This is a genomic window from Streptomyces sp. DSM 116795 (assembly GCF_055792905.1).
Map to the genome: position 1 here is coordinate 4304476 of NZ_CM147707.1, position 17611 is coordinate 4322086.

At 70.7% G+C, this 17611-nt stretch carries 13 protein-coding genes and 1 pseudogene; 2 read left to right on the forward strand and 12 right to left on the reverse strand.

The features are described 5' to 3' along the window. The first annotated feature begins 84 nt into the window (after positions 1-84). Complete coding sequence (locus ACSMXX_RS18650; protein ID WP_473179832.1) at positions 85-651, forward strand: hypothetical protein; 567 nt, start codon at positions 85-87, stop codon at positions 649-651. Positions 652-773: 122 nt separating this feature from the next. Here ACSMXX_RS18650 and ACSMXX_RS18655 read toward each other — a convergent pair whose 3' ends face one another. The 12 genes and pseudogenes from ACSMXX_RS18655 to ACSMXX_RS18710 form a co-directional block, all read right to left on the reverse strand. Continuing rightward, the gene (locus tag ACSMXX_RS18655) at positions 774-923 is read right to left on the reverse strand and encodes a hypothetical protein (protein ID WP_473179833.1); all 150 of its coding nucleotides are present in this window, start codon (positions 921-923) and stop codon (positions 774-776) included. Positions 924-1079: 156 nt separating this feature from the next. Beyond that, a complete protein-coding gene (locus ACSMXX_RS18660; protein ID WP_473179834.1) occupies positions 1080-1319 on the reverse strand; it encodes a hypothetical protein in 240 nt (79 codons plus the stop codon). A gap of 218 nt (positions 1320-1537) precedes the next feature. Further along, complete coding sequence (gene afsR / locus ACSMXX_RS18665) at positions 1538-4492, reverse strand: SARP-family global regulator AfsR (protein ID WP_473184850.1); 2955 nt, start codon at positions 4490-4492, stop codon at positions 1538-1540. Between the two features lie 212 nt (positions 4493-4704). Further along, a complete protein-coding gene (locus ACSMXX_RS18670; RefSeq protein ID WP_473184851.1) occupies positions 4705-5913 on the reverse strand; it encodes a cytochrome P450 family protein in 1209 nt (402 codons plus the stop codon). Then, the gene (locus ACSMXX_RS18675; protein ID WP_473179835.1) at positions 5841-7259 is read right to left on the reverse strand and encodes a cytochrome P450; all 1419 of its coding nucleotides are present in this window, start codon (positions 7257-7259) and stop codon (positions 5841-5843) included. The genes ACSMXX_RS18670 and ACSMXX_RS18675 overlap by 73 nt, the downstream gene beginning before the upstream one ends. Before the next feature lie 134 nt (positions 7260-7393). Then, positions 7394-8113: a GTP-binding protein gene (locus tag ACSMXX_RS18680; protein WP_473179836.1), complete on the reverse strand. Its 720-nt coding sequence runs from the start codon at positions 8111-8113 to the stop codon at positions 7394-7396. Then, complete coding sequence (locus ACSMXX_RS18685) at positions 8082-8450, reverse strand: DUF742 domain-containing protein (RefSeq protein WP_473179837.1); 369 nt, start codon at positions 8448-8450, stop codon at positions 8082-8084. The genes ACSMXX_RS18680 and ACSMXX_RS18685 overlap by 32 nt, the downstream gene beginning before the upstream one ends. Further along, the gene (locus ACSMXX_RS18690; protein WP_473179838.1) at positions 8447-8872 is read right to left on the reverse strand and encodes a roadblock/LC7 domain-containing protein; all 426 of its coding nucleotides are present in this window, start codon (positions 8870-8872) and stop codon (positions 8447-8449) included. The genes ACSMXX_RS18685 and ACSMXX_RS18690 overlap by 4 nt, the downstream gene beginning before the upstream one ends. After that, positions 8869-10632, reverse strand: coding sequence for an ATP-binding protein (locus ACSMXX_RS18695; protein ID WP_473179839.1), 1764 nt, complete (start codon positions 10630-10632; stop codon positions 8869-8871). The genes ACSMXX_RS18690 and ACSMXX_RS18695 overlap by 4 nt, the downstream gene beginning before the upstream one ends. Positions 10633-10988: 356 nt before the next feature. Continuing rightward, entirely contained in the window at positions 10989-12473 is a 1485-nt protein-coding gene (locus ACSMXX_RS18700) for a CehA/McbA family metallohydrolase (protein WP_473184852.1), read from the reverse strand. 259 nt (positions 12474-12732) lie between these two features. Then, positions 12733-13326, reverse strand: coding sequence for a hypothetical protein (locus ACSMXX_RS18705; protein ID WP_473185052.1), 594 nt, complete (start codon positions 13324-13326; stop codon positions 12733-12735). A 129-nt stretch (positions 13327-13455) separates the two neighbouring features. Continuing rightward, positions 13456-14662, reverse strand: a pseudogene (locus ACSMXX_RS18710) (RNA-guided endonuclease InsQ/TnpB family protein); the annotation flags it as partial. Positions 14663-14902: 240 nt separating this feature from the next. On the opposite strand from ACSMXX_RS18710, the gene ACSMXX_RS18715 reads away from it, so the two are divergent. Further along, on the forward strand, positions 14903-17512 hold the full coding sequence (locus ACSMXX_RS18715; protein WP_473179840.1) for a bifunctional FO biosynthesis protein CofGH: 2610 nt from the start codon (positions 14903-14905) through the stop codon (positions 17510-17512). The last annotated feature ends 99 nt before the right edge of the window (positions 17513-17611 follow it).

Here is a 17611-nt window from a genome sequence, read left to right on the forward strand (position 1 = left end):
GGGGGGAACCCCCCGGCCACCTGGCGGCGTCCCCGCACGGGGGCATTCGCCCCAGTGCTCATGTCTGGATCGGGGGTCTCAACCATGTCGCGTCATCTCAAACTCATCGCCGCCGTGGCGGTCGTACTCGTGGCGATCAGCGGGTTCAGTCCCGCCCGCAAGGGCGGCGGCCGGAGCGGCGGCGGAGGGTGCAGCAGTTCGAGCTCCAGCAGCCACAGCAGCAGCGACAGCAGTTACGACAGCGGAAGCAGCTACGGCGGCGGAAGCAGCAGTTATGACAGCGGCAGCAAGGACGACTACGGCTCGGGCGACGGCGGCTACCGGCGCTCGGGGCGCTATCACAGCACCACCGGTACGACCGGCTCGAACAACGGAGCCGCCAGGAACGGGACCGCCACCGGGACCGTCGCGCAGTGCGCGGCGCAGAGCGGCAGCGCGGCGAAGGCCGTGGTGGAGGTCCGTAACCCGAAGAGCTACGGCAAGACCTACCGGGTGAAGGTCAAGTTCCTTGACGAGTCCGGGACTTACGTCGACTCGGGTCTCGCGGAGGTCGAGGTCGGAAGCAGGGACACCGAGGCCGTGGACGTACGCATGGCGCATCCGGAGCGGATCGGCGACGTGTCGGACTGCCTCGTCGAATCGGTCAAGTGACGGACTGACGGGACTGACGGGCTGTCGGTCTGACGCGCAGGACGCAGATGGCAGAAACGGAAACGCAGAAGGGGCGGGCCGTTGAGCGGCCCGCCCCTTCTGTCGTATCCGGCACCTGACGATCAGGGTGTGTGCTCGTCCCTGGTGTCGTTGATGTCGACGTGGTGTGCGCTGTGCACGTCGGAGTGCGAAGGCCCGGCGGCCACTGCTGGAGAGAATGCTCCGGCTACGAGTAACGAGCAGATGATGAGCGTCCTCAGAACTTTGGGCATTTCTCTCCTCCGGAGATTCGTGGTCGGTGCGGTCGGCGAACGGCGGGCAACTTCAGGATTCCCGCTGGGCCGTTGCTCAAAGCAGGGGGCTCGGCGGCAGCGGCACCCCCTCCGCGCCGCTGACGCCAAGCCCTCTGCATCCCCCGTGGCAATGGCCTACTTGTCCTTGTCCGGGCTTCCTTCCTTCACCGTCTCGGCACCGATGGGCGTGTGGTCGTCCATCGTGACCAGACCGCCGTCTCCGTCGGCCTCGGGGCCGATGGGTGTGTGGTCGTCCTTCACCTCTACGCCGCCGTCGCCCTTTCCGGGCCGGGTGGAGGTGTAGTCGTCGTCCGTGCCGGCGGTCTCGAATTCCTTCTCGAACTCCTCGACGGTGGACTGTGTCGTCTCGCTCATGGCCTGACTCCTGTGCATTGGTGGCCGATTGTTCTGAACGGGCCCGCCCAGCGACTCCCCCGTGGGTCGCCGGGCGGGCGCAGGGCCGCTCACCATAGCCGGAGTGCGGCCTCCCCCAGATCCGCCTGCCCCCCGACGCGACGGATCGATGTAAGAACCATGCCGAGTCGCGATAAACGATCGATGAACGACGGATAAGTGCGCCTGTCGAGGGACGTTTACGCCGCAGGAGCGGGGGTCAGCAGCCCGCGGACCTCTTCGGCGTCCGAGGCCCCCATTTCGTCGAAGACGGCCAGCGCGTCCTTCCAGCACACCCGCCCACGGTCGCGCTGGCCCAGCGCCACAAGCGCTCGGCCGAGCACGGTGAGCATCCTGCCCCGCATCCACTCGCCGCCGATTCCCCGCAGCGCCAGGGCCTGTTCGGCATGACCGGCTGCCTCGGCCGGGCGCCCTGCCGCCAAGTGGGCCTCCGCCATGCGGAAGTGAGAAACGCCCTCCCACAACGGCTGCCGGGTCTCACGGAAGAGCGCCACGGCCTTGGTCAGCTGTTCGAGCCCTTCCGGGATGCGGCCGGCGCGCGTCAGAGCTCGCCCAAGTGCGTATCGCCCATTGGCCATTCGCATCCTGTGGTCGAGGCTCTCGTAGATCTCCAGCCCCTGCCACGCCAGCTCCACCGCGCGGTCCGTACGCCCGAGAGCCAGGTTGATGTGCGAGAGGTTGCTCAAGGCGCTCGCCTCGCTGGGGCGGTTGCCGTCCGCGCGGAAGGCGTCGATCGCGCGCAGCAGGAACGCCTCTCCGTCGGTGTAGCGGCTCTGGCAATTGGCGATGATGCCCCGGTGATTCAGGGACCAGCAGCTGGTCAGAGTGTCGGCGGCGGTCTCGGCGAGCCGCTGGGCTCGCTGCGCTTCCTCGTCCGCCTGGTCGAAGCGGCCGGCCACGATGTGCGCGTGCGTGAGCATGGCCTGGACCCGGGCGCCGGCCAGGGCGTCGTCCGCGGTACTGGCGGCGTCACGGACGGCGTTTGCGGCCCGCTCGTACCGCAGGGAGTGCACCCCGGAGTCGGCGCAGTCCTTGGTCGCGATCAGCAGGTCGGCGGCGTGGCGCAGCATTCCGCGCTCCGCGGCCTGCTGCACGCAGGAGAGCACGCAGTCGGCCTCAGAGAAGAGCCAGCCGAGTGCCTCGTCCCGGTTGTCGAAGAAGATGCCGTCGGAGAGCGGCTGCATGAGGTGGTCCAGGGCCCGCTCACCCGGGCGTTCGAGGGCGAAGACCTTGGAGGCGGTGGCGAGGTAGAAGTCCAGCAGCCGGGAGAACGCGGCTTCCCGTACGGACGGAGGTTGTTCGTCGCGCTCGGCGCAGGCGCGGGCGAAGAGCCGCACGAGGTCGTGGAAGCGGTAGCGGCCCGGCGCGGCCGACTCCAGAAGGGACGCGTCGACCAGCGACTCCAGCAGGGCCTCCGTCGTGGGCACGGGCCGGTCCAGGAGGGCCGCCGCCGCCGGTACGGAGATGTCGGGGCCGTCGGCCAGGCCCAGCAGGCGGAAGCCGCGGGCCTGTTCGGCTTCGAGTTGTCCGTAGCCGAGTTCGAAGGTGGCCTTGACGGCCTGGTCGCCGACCTGGAGTTCGTCGAGGCGCCGGCGTTCGTCGGCGAGCTTCTCGGCGAGCGTGGCGACCGTCCAGGTGCGGCGGGACGCGAGGCGGGCGGCGGCGATACGGATGGCCAGCGGCAGGAATCCGCAGGAGCCGACCACGGACATGGCCGCCTGGCGTTCCGCGGTGACGCGCTCCTTGCCCACGATGCGGGTGAAGAGCGTCATCGCCTCTTCGGGGCTCATCACGTCGAGGTCTATGAGGTGCGCGCCGGCCAGGTCGACCATGCGGACCCGGCTGGTGACCAGAGCCGCGCAGCCGGCCGCACCGGCGAGGAGAGGACGGACCTGCGCCGCGTCGCGGGCGTTGTCCAGAAAGGTCAGCACGCGGCGGCCCGAGAGAAGTGAGCGGAAGAGCCCGGCGCGTTCCGCCACCCCGTCCGGGATCAGCTCGTCCTGCACACCCAGCGAACGCAGGAACGCGCCCAGCACCGTCTCGGGTTCCGAGGCCGTGGGGCCGGCGCCTTGGAGGTCGACGTAGAGCTGGCCGTCCGGGAAGTACTCGGCCGCCGCATGCGCGACGTGCACGGCGAGGGTCGTCTTTCCGACGCCGCCGATGCCCGCCACGGCCGATACGGCCATCACCGTGCCCTCGGCCTGGGCGAGTTGGTCCTTCAGCTCCGCCACGAACGCGTCGCGCCCCGTGAAGTCAGCGACGGCGGCGGGCAGTTGAGCGGGCTGGGCGGGCTGGGGCGTGGCGGGGCCGGAGGGCTCGTCGGGAGCGACGGCCAGGCTGTCGTCGGCCTCGAGGATGCGCTGGTGGAGGCTTATCAGCTCGGCGCAGGGGTCGACGCCGAGTTCGTCGGCGAGCAGTCGCCGCGTATCGGCGAAGACCGCCAGCGCCTCGGCCTGCCGGCCGCTGCGGTAGAGCGCCAGCATCAGCAGCTCGCGCAGCCGTTCGCGCAGCGGATGCGCCGCGGTCAGGGCCGTCAGTTCGCTCACCGCCTCGGTGTGACCGCCGAGTTGGAGGTCCAGGTCGATGCGGTGTTCCTGCAGGGAGAGCTGCCACTCCGTCAGGCGGCTGCGCTGCCGCTCGGCGAAGGGGCCCGGCACATGGGCCAGCGGTTCGCCGCTCCACTGTGCGAGCGCGGCGGCGTAGCTGTCGCGCGCGCCCGAACGGTCGCCGCTCGCCGCGGACTTCTCCGCGTCCGAGACATGGGCGGTGGCGGTGTCGAGGTCCAGGACGACGTCGGAGTAGGCGCGGCCCGTACGGATCGCGTAGCCGCCCGACTCGCTGACCATCAGCTCCGCGTCCTCGCCGAGCGCCTTGCGGATGCGCGAGGCGTACGTGCGCAGCGTGGCCTTCGCCTGGTCCGGGGGCTCCTCGCCCCACAGGGCGTCGATCAGCTCCTCGGCCGTTGCGGTGTGGCCGCCGCGCAGCAGTAGGGCGCCGAGCAACGCGCGTTGCTGCGGTGAGCCCATGGGGAGTTCCTGCTCGGCGCGGTGGGCGCAGACAGGTCCGAGCACGGCGAAGCACAGCTTCTGTTCCGGCTGCTCACTCCCGCGACCGATGTGCCCCTCGGCCCCCATCATGGCCCCCTGCGCTCTTCATCCCACTCCGCAGGGGTCAGTCTGCCTTGCTTGTCAGCTATACGTCATCAGGGCCCCGGGTCCTCTACGAGTCCTTCGAACTTTGCACGGAACAGGGGCGATTGGTGTGCTACAGGCACGTCGGCGTACGGCGTCGGGAACGGCTGCGGCCGGCGCCACCACCCGGCGCCGGCCGGAGCCGGGTGGTGGCGTCAGCCGGGGCCGTGCAGCAGCACCGGCAGCGTCCGGTAGCCGTGCGCGATGAAGGACTCCACCTGCTCCAACTCCTCCGGTGGGACGGCGAGACACAGCTCCGGGAAGCGCTCGAAGAGCGCTGGGAGCGCTGTACGGGCTTCCATGCGCGCGAGGGGGGCGCCCAGACAGAAGTGCACGCCGTGTCCGAACGACAGATGCTCCACATCCGTGCGCTGCACGTCGAACTGCCCCGCGTCGGCGCCGTGCCGGCCCGGGTCGCGGCCGGCGGCGGCGTACGTGGCGAGGATCGCGTCGCCCTGACGGATCGTCGCGCCTCCGGGGAGACCGATGTCCTCGACGGCGTAGCGCAGCGGCAGTGAGGCGATGCTGGGGGCCCAGCGCAGCGTCTCCTCGATGACGTCGTTCCACGAGACCTCGCCGCTGCGGACGAGTTCGAGCTGGGCGGGGTGGGTGAGCAGGGCGTGCACCGCGTTGCCGATCAGGTTCACGGTCGTCTCGTGGCCGGCGCCGATGACGAGCAGGAGCGTGTCGAGCAGTTCGGCTTCGGAGAGCTTCGAGCCCGTCTCGTCGTCACGGGCGGAGACCAGCACGCTGGTCAGGTCCTCGCCGGGCTGCTCCCTCTTGAGCGAGACGAGGGCGCCGAAAGTGCTCTGCACCTCCTCCGCCGTGCGGGCCGCCTCCTCGGGCGACGCGGAGGTGTCCATGATCTGCTCGACGAGACGTGCCATGCCAGGGCGCTGCTCTTCGGGGATGCCGAAGAGTTCGCAGATCACTCCCATCGGCAGGGGATGCGCGTAGGCACTGCGCAGGTCGGCGGGCTCGCCCTGCGGTAACGCCGCCATGGCGTCGAGCAGTTCGCCGGTGATCCGCTCGACGCGGGGCAGCATCGCCTCCGTACGGCGGCCGGTGAAGGCCGGTGCGACGAGCTTCCGCAGACGGCGGTGTTCTGCGCCGTACGAGCTGAACATGTTCGTGACGCCGACCCAGGAACGTATCCAGGTGTCGTGGAACTCGCCGCGCTGCCAGGCCGGCCAGTGCTGCCGCGGGTCCTTGGAGACGCGGTCGTCCGTCAGCAGCTGCTTGAGAAGGCCGAAGCTGCTGACGGACCAGGCGTGGATTCCGGCGGGAAGCTCTACGAGGGCGGCGGGGCCGGATCCGCGGAGGCTGTCGGCCTCGGCGTGGATGGCCCTTCCGGCGGGGTCGATGGGGACGGGCTCCGGGGGTGCGGCATCTGCCTGTTCTGCTCCTCGGGCCTGCCGCCCCGGTCCTGTCCTCTGTCCCTGCTGTCCCATGGAGTGGCTCCTGCCTGGTCGGGGCTGATCGGCGTGAACTGTGCGGGCAGGTGTGTCAGGGCGCGGTGGAACGGCCCTGGTCTGTAGGTGAGTTGGTCGTGCGGAACGGTCAGCTGGACGTCGGACAGCCATGCGCAGAGCCGCTCTATCGCGGTGGTCGCGATCAGCAGTGCGGCGCGGGGTACGGGGCAGGAGTGCGGGCCCGCCGACCACGCCAGATGGGCGCCGCCGCCGGAACCACTCGAACCGGCGCCGCCGGCGCCCGTGCCCGTACCCGCGCTCGAGTCCGTACGGCCGTGGGCCGCGCCGGCCGCCGCGTACGAGACCATGACGAGCTGCCCCGTACGGATCCATGTGCCGTGGAAGTAGACGTCCCGTTTCGGGTAGTGGGCCGAGTAGTTGGTGATGGGCGGCTCGTTCAGCAGGATGTCCTGGATGGCGTCGCGTGGGGTGAGGGCACCGCCGGACAGCGTGCTGTAGTAGCGGTCGTCGGTGAGCATCCGCGCCAGGGCGTTGCCGACGAGGTTGGTCGTCGGCTCGTGGCCGGCACCCATGGTCAGCACCATCTGGTGGGCGACTTCGTCGTCACTGAGCCCGACCGGGTGGTCCAGGAACCACGACGTCAGATCCCGGCCGCGTACCTGCTTCTTGGCCGTGATCAGCTCGTTCATATAGCCCTGGAACTCCTCGCTCGCCGCCGACGCCTCCTCGGGGTCGCCCTCCATCATTCCGGCCAGGGAGCGGATGAGCTGTTCGCTGTAGGAGTCGGGCAGCCCGAAGAGGCGGTTGAAGAGCTTCAGCGGCAGCAGCCGGGCGAACTGGCCCATCAGATCGGCTTGTCCGTCCGCGCCGAACTCCGCTATGAGTGAGTCGGAGATGCTCACCACCATCTCGCGCAACTCGTGCGGCGGGATGCGGTCGAAGGCGTCGGTGATCGCCTGGCGGTAACGCGCGTGCTCGTCCCCGTCGTTGAACATGACGTTGGGGCGCCAGCCGAGCATCGGCAGGATGGGCGAGTCCTCGGGGAGGGTCTCCTGCCAGATCCGCGAGTCCTTGGACCAGGTGACGGGGTCGTGCAGGAGATCGAGAGCCGCCCGGTAGTCGGTGACCAGCATCGCCATGACGCCCGGTGAGATCTCGACGGGTGCGAGCGCGCCGTAGCGGCGCAGCCGGGCGTAGACGGCCTGCGGGTCCGCGGCGAATTCCGGCCCGTACAACTGCGCGACCTCGTGCTGCGGTTCGGCTCTGGGCGCGGGCATGACGCCGGGCGGGCGTCCGGGCGGGCCTGGTTCCGGAGGGGGTGGCCCGGGCGTGCCTGCTTCCGGAGGAGGCGGTCCGGGCGGGACCCGCTGGGGAGGGGTCGGTTCGGGTGTGCCTGGTCCGGGCGTGGCGGTCAAGCTGTCTCCTGGGGCGTGAGGGCGAGCACGTGGCCCACGAGTCCGATCAGCGCGTCAGTGGCCTGGTCGCGGTCGCGCGCGTCGCACAGCACGAGCGGTGTGCCGGGCAGCAGGTCGAGATGGTCGCGGAGCGTGGCGGGCTGGTGCGAGGGGGAGTCGGGGAAGGCGTTGACGGCGACCGCGTAACGCAGTCCCGCGTCCTCGATCATGTCCATCACCTCGAAGCTGTCGGACAGACGACGGGTGTCGGCGAGGACCAGCGCCCCCAGCGCGCCCCGCGAGATGTCCTGCCACAGCGGCGAGAAACGGCGCTGGCCGGGCGTACCGAACATGTAGAGCACCAGATCACCGGGAAGCGTCAGACGCCCGAAGTCGATCGCCACCGTCGTCGTGGACTTCTCCCGGATTCCCGTGAGGTCGTCGACCGTCGCGCTTCCGCTGGTCATCACCTCCTCCGTGTGCAGCGGCTCCGTCTCCGACAGCGAACGGATGAAAGTGGTCTTGCCGACGCCGAAAGGGCCCGCCACCAGCAGCTTCACCAGGGTCTGGGTGCGCTCGCCGTCGAGGTGGCTGACCACTTCGGGCGCGGGGAGGGCCGCCCCGGTGCTCTCTCCGGTGCCGCGGCCGGACGGCGGTACGTCACCTTCGTCACCGGAGTCGTCAGCGGGGTCGTCGGCGGGGTCGTCATCGCGAGGACTTGAGAGTGCGGAGTCCATCGAGAACTTTCTCCAGAATCTGCCGCTCGGGCAGTTCGGCGTCGGGTACGGGGGCGCGGGCCGAGAGACGGCCCGCGTCGACGAGGTCGGCCACCATGACCTTCACCACGCTGACCGGCAGCCGCAGATGCGCCGCCGCCTCGGCCAGGGACAGCGGCCCGGGCTGCAGCAGCTCCAGCAGCCGCCGCTGCTCCGGGCGGAGGCCGGCCCCCGACGGGTCGGCGGGGGCGTGCAGCACGGTGAGCCGGTCGAGCGTGTTGCGGCTGGGCCGCGCGCGTCCGGTCGTGGCCAGATACGCGGGCACGAGACGTCGTTGGTCACGCGGCGGCGGACTCATGCCGGACTGTCGCTCCGTGTGGGACTGTTCATGGCCTTCGAGCCCAGGGTGGCCACCTGGACCTGCATCTGGTGGGTGACGACGCCCATGTTGACCTCAGGGCCGGCGAAGACGGCGAGGCATGTGTTCTCGCCCGCGGGTATCGCGAACACCCAGCCCAGATCGGACTCGATCACGGTCTGCCGCAGCTTGACGTCGTACTCGCCGGCGAAGGCCGCCGTGGTGGTACGGGCGGCTCCCTGCAGGGCGGAGAGCATCGCGGCGACGCCCTCCGCGGAGTCCCGCTCCAGATTCGGCGAACGGCCTTCGATGAGACCGTCACCGGAGATGACGGCCGCGTGGACGACATGCGGCAGTTCGAGGAGCGGGGCCAGCACCCAGGAGGTGTCCTCCCGGACGGAACGGCGGGCGGGGGTGGTCATGCGGGCTTCCCTTCGGCTGCACCGGGGCCGGCGTCTCCGTCTCCTGCGTCGCCGCCGGTCTGGCCGGTCTCGCTTGTCGTGCGTGGCTCGCCGGCCTCGCCGGTCTCGCTTGTCGTGCCGGTCCCGCTGGTCTCGCTGGTCTCGCCCGTTCTGCTCGTGGAGTTGGCAGTCGTGGGGCTTTCCGGGGTCGTCGCTGTGGGGCGTGCGGGGCCGGCCGAGCCGTCGGTCCGGGTGGCGTGTGCGGCCTGGTCGCCGGTGCCCCCTGAACCGTCCGTTCCGGCGGTGGTCTCCGGCGTGTCCGTTCCGGCGGCGGCGCGTCCGGATTCGGTGCCCTTCTGGAACGCGGCCCAGCGCTCCGCGCTCTCCTCGGGCGTCGAGGGCGGAGCGGCGGCCACGCCGGAGGCGGAACGCGTCCCCTCCTCCGTACCGGAATCCACGGACAGGGCTTCCGCGCCGGACCCGCCGTCTCCCGCAGCGCTTGCGACGACCGCTGTGGCGCCGGCCTTCTGCGGCGCGTCCGCGCGGCTCCGCCTGCGGCGGCGCGGCAGCTCCTCCGCTCCCGCCGTGACCGTGGATCCGGACGCCGGGCCTGTGCCCCCGGCCGTCGACGGGTCCGGCGCACGGGCGTCCGTGGCGGCACGCCCCGGCAGTACGGGCGTGCCGTACGGGGCCGTCGGTGCCATCGCCGACAGCGGGTGCTCCGCCTCGTCGAGCAGCGTGAGCAGGGGCTCGCCGGGTATGTGCACGACCGCACGCACGCCTCCGTACGGGGAGGCCTCGGCGTGGGTGCTGAAGCCGTACTGGCGCACGAGCTGACCGACGGCCGCGAAGCCGTTGCGCGGAGGATCGCCGAGCTCCGTGATGAGGATCGCCTGGTCGCCGGACATCAGCCGCTTGGCGCGGGTGAGTTCCTCCGAGGTCATGCCGACGCCCGCGTCGTCGATGATCACCGACACCCCGGTGTTCCCCTGCTGGAGCGTGACGACGACGGGAAGCTCGGGGTGGGAGTAGTGCAGCGCGTTGGCCATCAGCTCCGTCAGCGTGACGGCGACCGGCTCGACCGCGCGGGCGACGACGCCGACCGGGTCGCGGAGCAGGTTGGTGACCTGGACGCGTTCGTAGCCGCTGAGCCGGGACGAGGCACCGACGACGACGTCGGCCAGGTGTGAGTTCTCCCGCGTCAGCCCCGGCCAGGCACCGCACACCACCGCTGTCGACTGGATGCGGCGCAGGGCCTGTTCATTGAGGAAGTCCGCTGCCAGCAAATCCTCGGCGACGAGCGGGTCCTCGTACTTCTCCTGCATCCGCTGGAGAAGGGTCTGCAGCTGGTAGAGCAGCGCCTGGATGGTGGTGGTCGCGCCGCGCATGGCTGCCTGGGCGGCGGCGTCGACGCGCTTGCGCTCCTTGGTGACCTCCTCCCTGACCTGAGTGAGCACGGCGTCGAGGGACCGGTCGAGGTCGGGGCTCAGCGTGGCTGTCCCCAGCGGACCCGGCACGGGCACGTTGGAGTGGGCGAGGGAGGTGGCCAGTTCGGGTATGCGGGCGCCCACGAGATGCCTCAGTTCGGCCTCGACCGCCTGGAGTCGCGCCCCGAGGTCGGCGGAGTACCGTGATGCGCCCTCGAGTTCCGTCTCGGTCGCCTCTGCGTGCAGCTGCGCCCTGCTCAACTCCTGCCGTGAGCGGACGAGGAGCAGAGCCAGAACGACGGCGACGGTACCCAAGGCGAGGAATACGATCAGCGCCACCGGTGTGTGGGTCATCGGCGTCCTTGGTCAACTGGATTGCTGTGAACGGTGGTTCGGTTGAGTGGCGGGGGCGAAACGTGCCTTCCCCCTGACTGCCGCCCCTGCGGCTCCTCGCCCGGCGGTCCCCACATGCTGCCGCAGACACTTGGTGTGCACACCCGTAACAGGAACATCCGTACACATCGACTGATCGCATTCCGCGGGCAAACAGGGAGAGTTCAGGCAGCGGGCGGTGGCAAGTCGTCGGTTCGTGACAACTCGTGGAACGGTGGCGTCAGCCGGCACGCCGGCACGCCGGCACGCCAGTGCGTGGTGCTGTCGGTCCGTCGGTCCGTCGGCCCGTCGGCCCCCAGAGCCTCAGCCGCAGCGAGTCAGCCCTCACCCTCGCCGAGCCAGACCGGGTTGGTCATCGCCGCCATGGCGCCCGGCAGGCCGGCGGGCGACCCCACGGGCGGACGGTGACGTATCTCCGCCCGTACGTACGCCGCCAGCGAGGCCGTCGTCCGCCATTCCAGAGGTGCCCCCGAGACCGGGCTCGTGAACATCTCGCCCTGGTCGGTGAGGAACCGGGCCGCGGCGCCCGCCGGCGCGCCTGAGACCTCCAGGCGTACGGCGACCTCCGCGTCCGGGTCCACCGTCAACCGCCCGCCGATGTCCGCGTGTTCGCCGTGCCCGCCGCTCGCCGTGAGGCTCACGGAGATCTCCGACGACTCCGCGATGTAGCTCCGGCCCGCTCGTATGCCCTCCAGCAGCGCCTGCCGCGACAGGTCCTCCGCGAGGACCACCGTCTGCGGCACGCCGACCGCCTGCGGCTCGGCGTGCGCGTCGCTGTTGCCCATGGCGGGGAGCGGGCCACGGCCGGACGGCGGAGCCAGAAGCATGTTGTCCCAGGTGGCGACCGCGAGTTCGTCGTCGGTCGTCCAGGGTCCGTTCCACACCTCCACCGCGTCCGCGTCCTCGTAGCCGAACTTCCACTGGCAGCCCACGAACGGGCAGTCGGGGTGAGCCGGGACGACGAGGCCGCCCGCGCGGTGGATGCGGCGCGCGAAGCGTGCGAAGTGGCCCTCCCTCGCCCTGTAGCGCCAGTCGACGAAGGTGCCCGGGTCGGTGCCGAGGGCCAGCACATGGCCGTTGCGGGTGGTGACCTCCTCGCCGCAGAGGATCAGGAACTCCTCGTCCCACAGCCCTTCCCAGGCGCCGTGACCCGACGTGGTGTTGTGCTCGGTGGTGGTGATGAAGTCGAGCCCCGCCTCGCGGGCGGCCGCGGCGGTCTCCGCGGGGGTGCGTTTGCCGTCCGAGTGCACCGTGTGCAGATGGCAGTCGCCCCGGTACCAGGCCCGGCCGCGGCCCCTCGCCCGCTCCGGCGGATGGACGGGACGCGGCGTCTTGCCGGGCGCCCCGTGCCGCAGGGTGACGGTGACCTCGTACTCCATGCCCTGCGGGGCGACGGTGTACGGGCCGAGGACTACATGCCAGGTCCCCTCACGGACCGGACCGGGCAGATAACCGGGCGTCGCCTCCTCCGCGCTGATCGTGAACCGGTCGCGCGCGCCGCCCGACCAGCCACGGAAGCCCCGGCCGCCGAGCGCCGTGCCCCGCTCGTCGAAGACGCCGATGTCCAGGGCGTTGCCCTGGGTGCCCTCGGGGACGGACGGCTTGTCGTAGGTGTACGCCACCTCGATCTCGCGGACGCCGGCCGGGACCTCGACCGGCAGATACACGAAGTCGGGGGCGCCCGTGGGCAGATGGCCCTTCACCGTCCTGGACTTCTCCGAGCCGTCCGCGGCACGGGCGAAACCGACGCCGCCGAGAGTGAGCACGCCCGTGGCGCCGGCCATCGCGGACAGCCGGAGCATGTCGCGTCTCTCCACACCTGGCATGTGTGCCTCCCCCTAGGGCGTGTCCGCAAAGTCCCGTCCGGCCACGCGACGCGCGGGCCCGCACCGGGTCCCGCACCGCATCCTGAAGTCCGAGGCGCCTCCGTGACGCCACGATCACTGTTGTACGCGGAGGAGACGGCGGGGAAACCCCTGTGGAAAACTCCGGACCGTGCCCGCGGTGGACGCGCGGACCCGGCCCGGGAAGGCCTTCGGAAACCCTGCTCCGGAGCGCCGGTCAGGCGCGGCGCCGGGACGCGGCGAAGATGATCAGCCCCGCCGCCACGATCAGGATGAGGACGACGGGTATGACGACCCAGAGCCACCAGCGGCTGCTCTTCTTCTTGGCGTCCGAGTCGGTGCTGCTGTGAGAGGCACCGCTCGTGGCGGTCGTCGTGGTCCTGCCGAGGGTCGAGCCGCCCTTCGAGCCGGTGTCCGAGCTGGTGCCCGAACTGGTCTTGCTGACCCCTCCGCTGGTGCTGACGGTCCCGCCCGTGCTGCCGGAGCTGCTGGTCTTGCTGCCGCCGCTGCTCGTGCTGCTACTACCGCTGCTGCCGAGGCTTCCCCCGGTGCTGCTCGTGCTGCTGCTGCCGCTGGTCGTGGTCGAACTCGATGAGCTGGTCGTCGTGCCGCCCCTGCTCCCGCCGCTGCTGACGCCGCCCGAGACCCGGCCGGGTGCCGCCTGCGTACGGACGCCGTCGCCACCGCCCGCGCGCTCCGCGGCGACGGCACCGCCGGACGCCCCGCCAGGCACGGCCTGCGCCGTCGTGGCGCCCCCGCCCACCACCGTGAAGAGCAGCACCGCGGCAGTGGTGAGTAGACGAACTCGCATATGTTCCCCCGTAGTTGTGGAATGCGGTGCGGCCCCCGGTCCCCGGCCGCACGTCCCGCAGCACCGTAGACGATTTGACTCCTCCCTCTCGCGGACGAGAGGGATTCCTAGCTCACGTCGCCTGCGGCCCGGCGGGCGTGCAGGTCTTACACGATCAGCACTAGCCGGGTACGAGACCAGCCCGGACCAGCATCACGCGGGCGGAGTTCTTATCCCTGGGGGATACCGCTCCGCACACGGTGCAGGCATACGTTCGTTCTGAGAGAGGTAGCGCGTGCTTGGCTCTCGCTCCGCACTGCGCACAGTCCATGGTGGTGTGCGCGGGATGCACCAGATGCACGGCACGGCCGTGCTTGCGGCCCATCTCGACCAGGGCCTGCTTCGTCGCGCCGATCGCCGCATCAGCGGCCTTGCGCGCCATGGTCGTCTTAGCCAGGAACTTCGGGCGGAAATCCTCCACCGCTAGGACATCGTGGTCGCGTACGACCTTCTTGGCCCACTTGCGGGCCGTGTCCGCACGCTGCCGCGCCACCTTCCTGTGCACCTTCGCGGTCTGAAGTTTCGCTGCGCGGTAGCCCTTCGATGCGGCCTGCCCGCGCATCGGCTTCCTGCGGGCCACCATCCGCTGGTAGCGGGCGAGCTTCTGCGCTGCCGTCCTCCCGTGCTGCGGGTGCGGAAGGTCGTAGTCGTCGCTCGTGGTGGTCGCGGTCTCCTTCACGCCCCAGTCGACCCCGATCACCGCGCCGGTCTCCCGCAGATGCTCGGTCTGGGCGGCGACCACAAACGACGCCCACCAGTGACCGATGCTGTCCCGGTACACGCGCACGCTGGACGGCGGCTCAGGCAGATCGCGCGACCACACCACCCTCAGCACGATCCCGCCGGCCAAGTGCAGACATCCGTCCTTGAGGCGGAATCCCCGCCGGGTGTAGTTCAGGCTCGGATCACTCTCGCGCTTCTTCTTCCAGCGGGGCATCCCGGCCCGCTGCCGCATCGGCAACCGGGCTTTGATGTCCTTCAAGGCTCTGGCGCGGGACTTCGCGAAATCGCGTACGAGCTGCTGCTGAGGAACGCTCGCACCCTCCGCCAGCCACGGAATGCGGGCACGGGCCTCGGTCAGCATCTTGTCCAGCTGAGCCGGACCACACGTCAGCTTCTCGCCGGTGGCCCTGCTTCTAGCGCGCACGGCCTTCGACTTGGCCACGCACTCATTCCACACCCACCGGCACCGGTCCCACTCCGCTTCCAGCGCGGCCCGCGCGGTGGACGGGATACGCACACGGTAGGTGTACCGGGCCTGCCCGGAACCATCCGCCCTCTGCGCCGGTGTCGTCATGATTCTGAAACTACCCGGGAGGACTGACAATTGAGAGCACTTGATCGTTACCGGCTCGCTCACGCCCGCGGCGGGTCGACGCCGGACTGCCCTGACCGCGATCCAGCCACCTCCACCCTGCCCAGCAGGAACCCGCTCCCACCCCGCCCCAAGAGAAGGCGGCATCCTCGGAGGAACAATGTGACGTAGCCCGCAACGGCCGCTCCGGAGCACCGCCGATCGCGCTCGTATGCTCGGTTCATGACTTCGAACGCGCAGGCAGCCCCCACCGCCAACGCAATGCGGCGCGCACTGCGCCGTGCCCGCGACGGGGTGACGCTCGACGCCGCCGAAGCCGCCGTCCTGCTCCAGGCGCGCGGCGGTGACCTCGCGGAACTGGCCCGCTCCGCCGCCCGCGTGCGCGACAGCGGACTCGAAGCGGCGGGGCGCCCCGGAGTGATCACCTATTCGCGCGGGGTCTTCATCCCGCTCACCCGGCTGTGCCGGGACAAGTGCCACTACTGCACGTTCGTCACGGTCCCCGGCAAGCTGCGGCGCGACGGCCACGGGATGTTCCTCTCCCCGGACGAGGTGCTGGACATCGCCCGCCGCGGCGCCGAAACAGGCTGCAAGGAAGCCCTGTTCACACTCGGTGACAAGCCCGAGGAGCGGTGGCCCGAGGCCCGCGAGTGGCTGGAGTCGCACGGCTACGACGACACGCTGTCGTACGTACGGGCCATGGCCGTCCGCGTCCTGGAGGAGACGGGCCTGCTGCCGCACCTCAACCCGGGCGTCCTCTCCTGGTCCGACTTCCAGCGCCTCAAGCCCGTATCGCCGTCCATGGGCATGATGCTGGAGACCACGGCCGAGCGGCTGTGGAGCGAGCCAGGCGGTCCGCACCACGGATCGCCCGACAAGGAGCCGGCGGTGCGGCTGCGCGTACTGGAGGACGCCGGGCGCTCCAACGTCCCCTTCACCACAGGGCTGTTGATCGGCATCGGCGAGACGTACGAGGAGCGGGCCGAGTCCCTCTTCGCGCTGCGCCGCGTCCAGCGGGCGTACCACGGCATCCAGGAACTCATCATGCAGAACTTCCGCGCCAAGCCGGACACGGCGATGCGCGGAGCGCCGGACGCCGAACTCGAGGAACTGGCCGCGACGATCGCCGTCGCCCGGCACATCATGGGCCCCTCGGCCCGCATCCAGGCGCCGCCGAACCTCGTCGACGGGGGCGCGGGAGAGTTCGCGATGCTCATCGACGCCGGCATCGACGACTGGGGCGGCGTCTCCCCGCTGACGCAGGACCACGTCAACCCGGAGCGTCCCTGGCCGCAGATCGACGACCTGGCCGAACGCACCGCCGCCTCCGGCTTCGTGCTGCGTGAACGGCTGCCCGTCTACCCGGAGTTCATCAAGCGCGGCGAACCCTGGCTCGACCCGCGCCTGCTGCCGCACGTGAACGCGCTCGTGGAGCCGGAGACCGGCCTCGCCCGCGAGGACGCCCCCGTCGAGGGCCGCCCCTGGCAGGAGCCCGACGAGGGATACATCGCGCCCTCGGGACGCACCGACCTGCACCGCACCATCGACACCGACGGGCGCACCGCCGACCGGCGCGACGACTTCGACGAGGTCTACGGCGACTGGGACTCCCTGCGCGAGGCCGCACGGCCGGGCATGGCACCCGAGCGGATCGACACGGACGTACGCGCCGCCCTCGCCACCGCCGCGGACGACTCGACGCGCCTCACCGACGACGAGGCGCTGGCGCTGCTGCACGCCGACGGCCCCGCCCTGGACGCGCTCTGCCGGACCGCCGACGAGCTGCGCCGCGCCGTCGTCGGCGACGACGTGACGTACATCGTCACCCGCAACATCAACTTCACCAACGTCTGCTACACGGGCTGCCGTTTCTGCGCCTTCGCGCAGCGCCGCACCGACGCCGACGCCTACACCCTCTCCCTCGGCCAGGTCGCCGACCGGGCACAGCAGGCGTGGGACGTGGGCGCGGTCGAGGTGTGCATGCAGGGCGGCATCCACCCGGACCTGCCGGGCACCGCCTACTTCGACATCGCACGCGCGGTGAAGGAGCGCGTGCCGGACATGCATGTGCACGCCTTCTCACCCATGGAGGTCGTCAACGGCGCGAGCCGCACGGGACTTTCGATCCGCGACTGGCTGCTGCGGGCGCGCGAGGCGGGACTCGACTCGGTCCCAGGCACCGCCGCGGAGATCCTCGACGACGAGGTCCGCTGGATCCTCACCAAGGGCAAGCTCCCGGCCGGCACCTGGGCCGAAGTCATCGAGACCGCACACGAGTCGGGCATCCGCTCGTCCTCCACGATGATGTACGGACACGTGGACCAGCCCCGCCACTGGCTCGGTCATCTGCGCAAGCTCGCGGAGATCCAGCAGAAGGCGCTCGCCAAGGGGGTGGAGGGCTTCACCGAGTTCGTCACGCTGCCCTTCATCCACACAAACGCGCCCGTCTATCTGGCGGGCATCGCCCGGCCCGGCCCCACCACCCGGGACAACCGGGCGGTGACCGCGATGGCGCGGCTGCTGCTGCACCCGTACATCACCAACATCCAGACGAGCTGGGTCAAGCTCGGCACCGAGGGCGCCGCGGAGATGCTCCGTTCCGGAGCAAACGACCTCGGCGGCACGCTGATGGAGGAGACGATCTCCCGGATGGCCGGGTCCTCGTACGGCTCGTACCGCTCCATCCAGGATCTCGTCGCGATCGCCGAGGCCGCCGGCCGTCCCGCCCGTGCCCGTACGACGCTGTACGGTCGGGTGCCGGCGGAGCGCCTGGAAGCCGCACACCGTTCCGACGGACACCTTCCGGAGCTCCTTCCGCTGTTGGAAAACTGAACCGGCGTTCTAGAGTGCTGACCTGCCCAGTGCCGTGAGGGAGACACCCCCCAGGGGCCCGACCACCCCTTGCTGCCCTTACCCGTCCGTCGTACCAGT

Coding starts and splice junctions, on each gene's coding strand:
- ACSMXX_RS18685 (WP_473179837.1), bottom strand. CDS start 8,450: ATGAGTCCGCCGCCGCGTGACCAACGACGTCTCGTGCCCGCGTATCTG.
- ACSMXX_RS18680 (WP_473179836.1), bottom strand. CDS start 8,113: ATGGACTCCGCACTCTCAAGTCCTCGCGATGACGACCCCGCCGACGAC.
- ACSMXX_RS18660 (WP_473179834.1), bottom strand. CDS start 1,319: ATGAGCGAGACGACACAGTCCACCGTCGAGGAGTTCGAGAAGGAATTC.
- afsR (WP_473184850.1), bottom strand. CDS start 4,492: ATGGGGGCCGAGGGGCACATCGGTCGCGGGAGTGAGCAGCCGGAACAG.
- ACSMXX_RS18690 (WP_473179838.1), bottom strand. CDS start 8,872: ATGACCACCCCCGCCCGCCGTTCCGTCCGGGAGGACACCTCCTGGGTG.
- ACSMXX_RS18705 (WP_473185052.1), bottom strand. CDS start 13,326: ATGCGAGTTCGTCTACTCACCACTGCCGCGGTGCTGCTCTTCACGGTG.
- ACSMXX_RS18700 (WP_473184852.1), bottom strand. CDS start 12,473: ATGCTCCGGCTGTCCGCGATGGCCGGCGCCACGGGCGTGCTCACTCTC.
- ACSMXX_RS18655 (WP_473179833.1), bottom strand. CDS start 923: ATGCCCAAAGTTCTGAGGACGCTCATCATCTGCTCGTTACTCGTAGCC.
- ACSMXX_RS18675 (WP_473179835.1), bottom strand. CDS start 7,259: ATGCCCGCGCCCAGAGCCGAACCGCAGCACGAGGTCGCGCAGTTGTAC.
- ACSMXX_RS18715 (WP_473179840.1), top strand. CDS start 14,903: ATGACTTCGAACGCGCAGGCAGCCCCCACCGCCAACGCAATGCGGCGC.
- ACSMXX_RS18695 (WP_473179839.1), bottom strand. CDS start 10,632: ATGACCCACACACCGGTGGCGCTGATCGTATTCCTCGCCTTGGGTACC.
- ACSMXX_RS18650 (WP_473179832.1), top strand. CDS start 85: ATGTCGCGTCATCTCAAACTCATCGCCGCCGTGGCGGTCGTACTCGTG.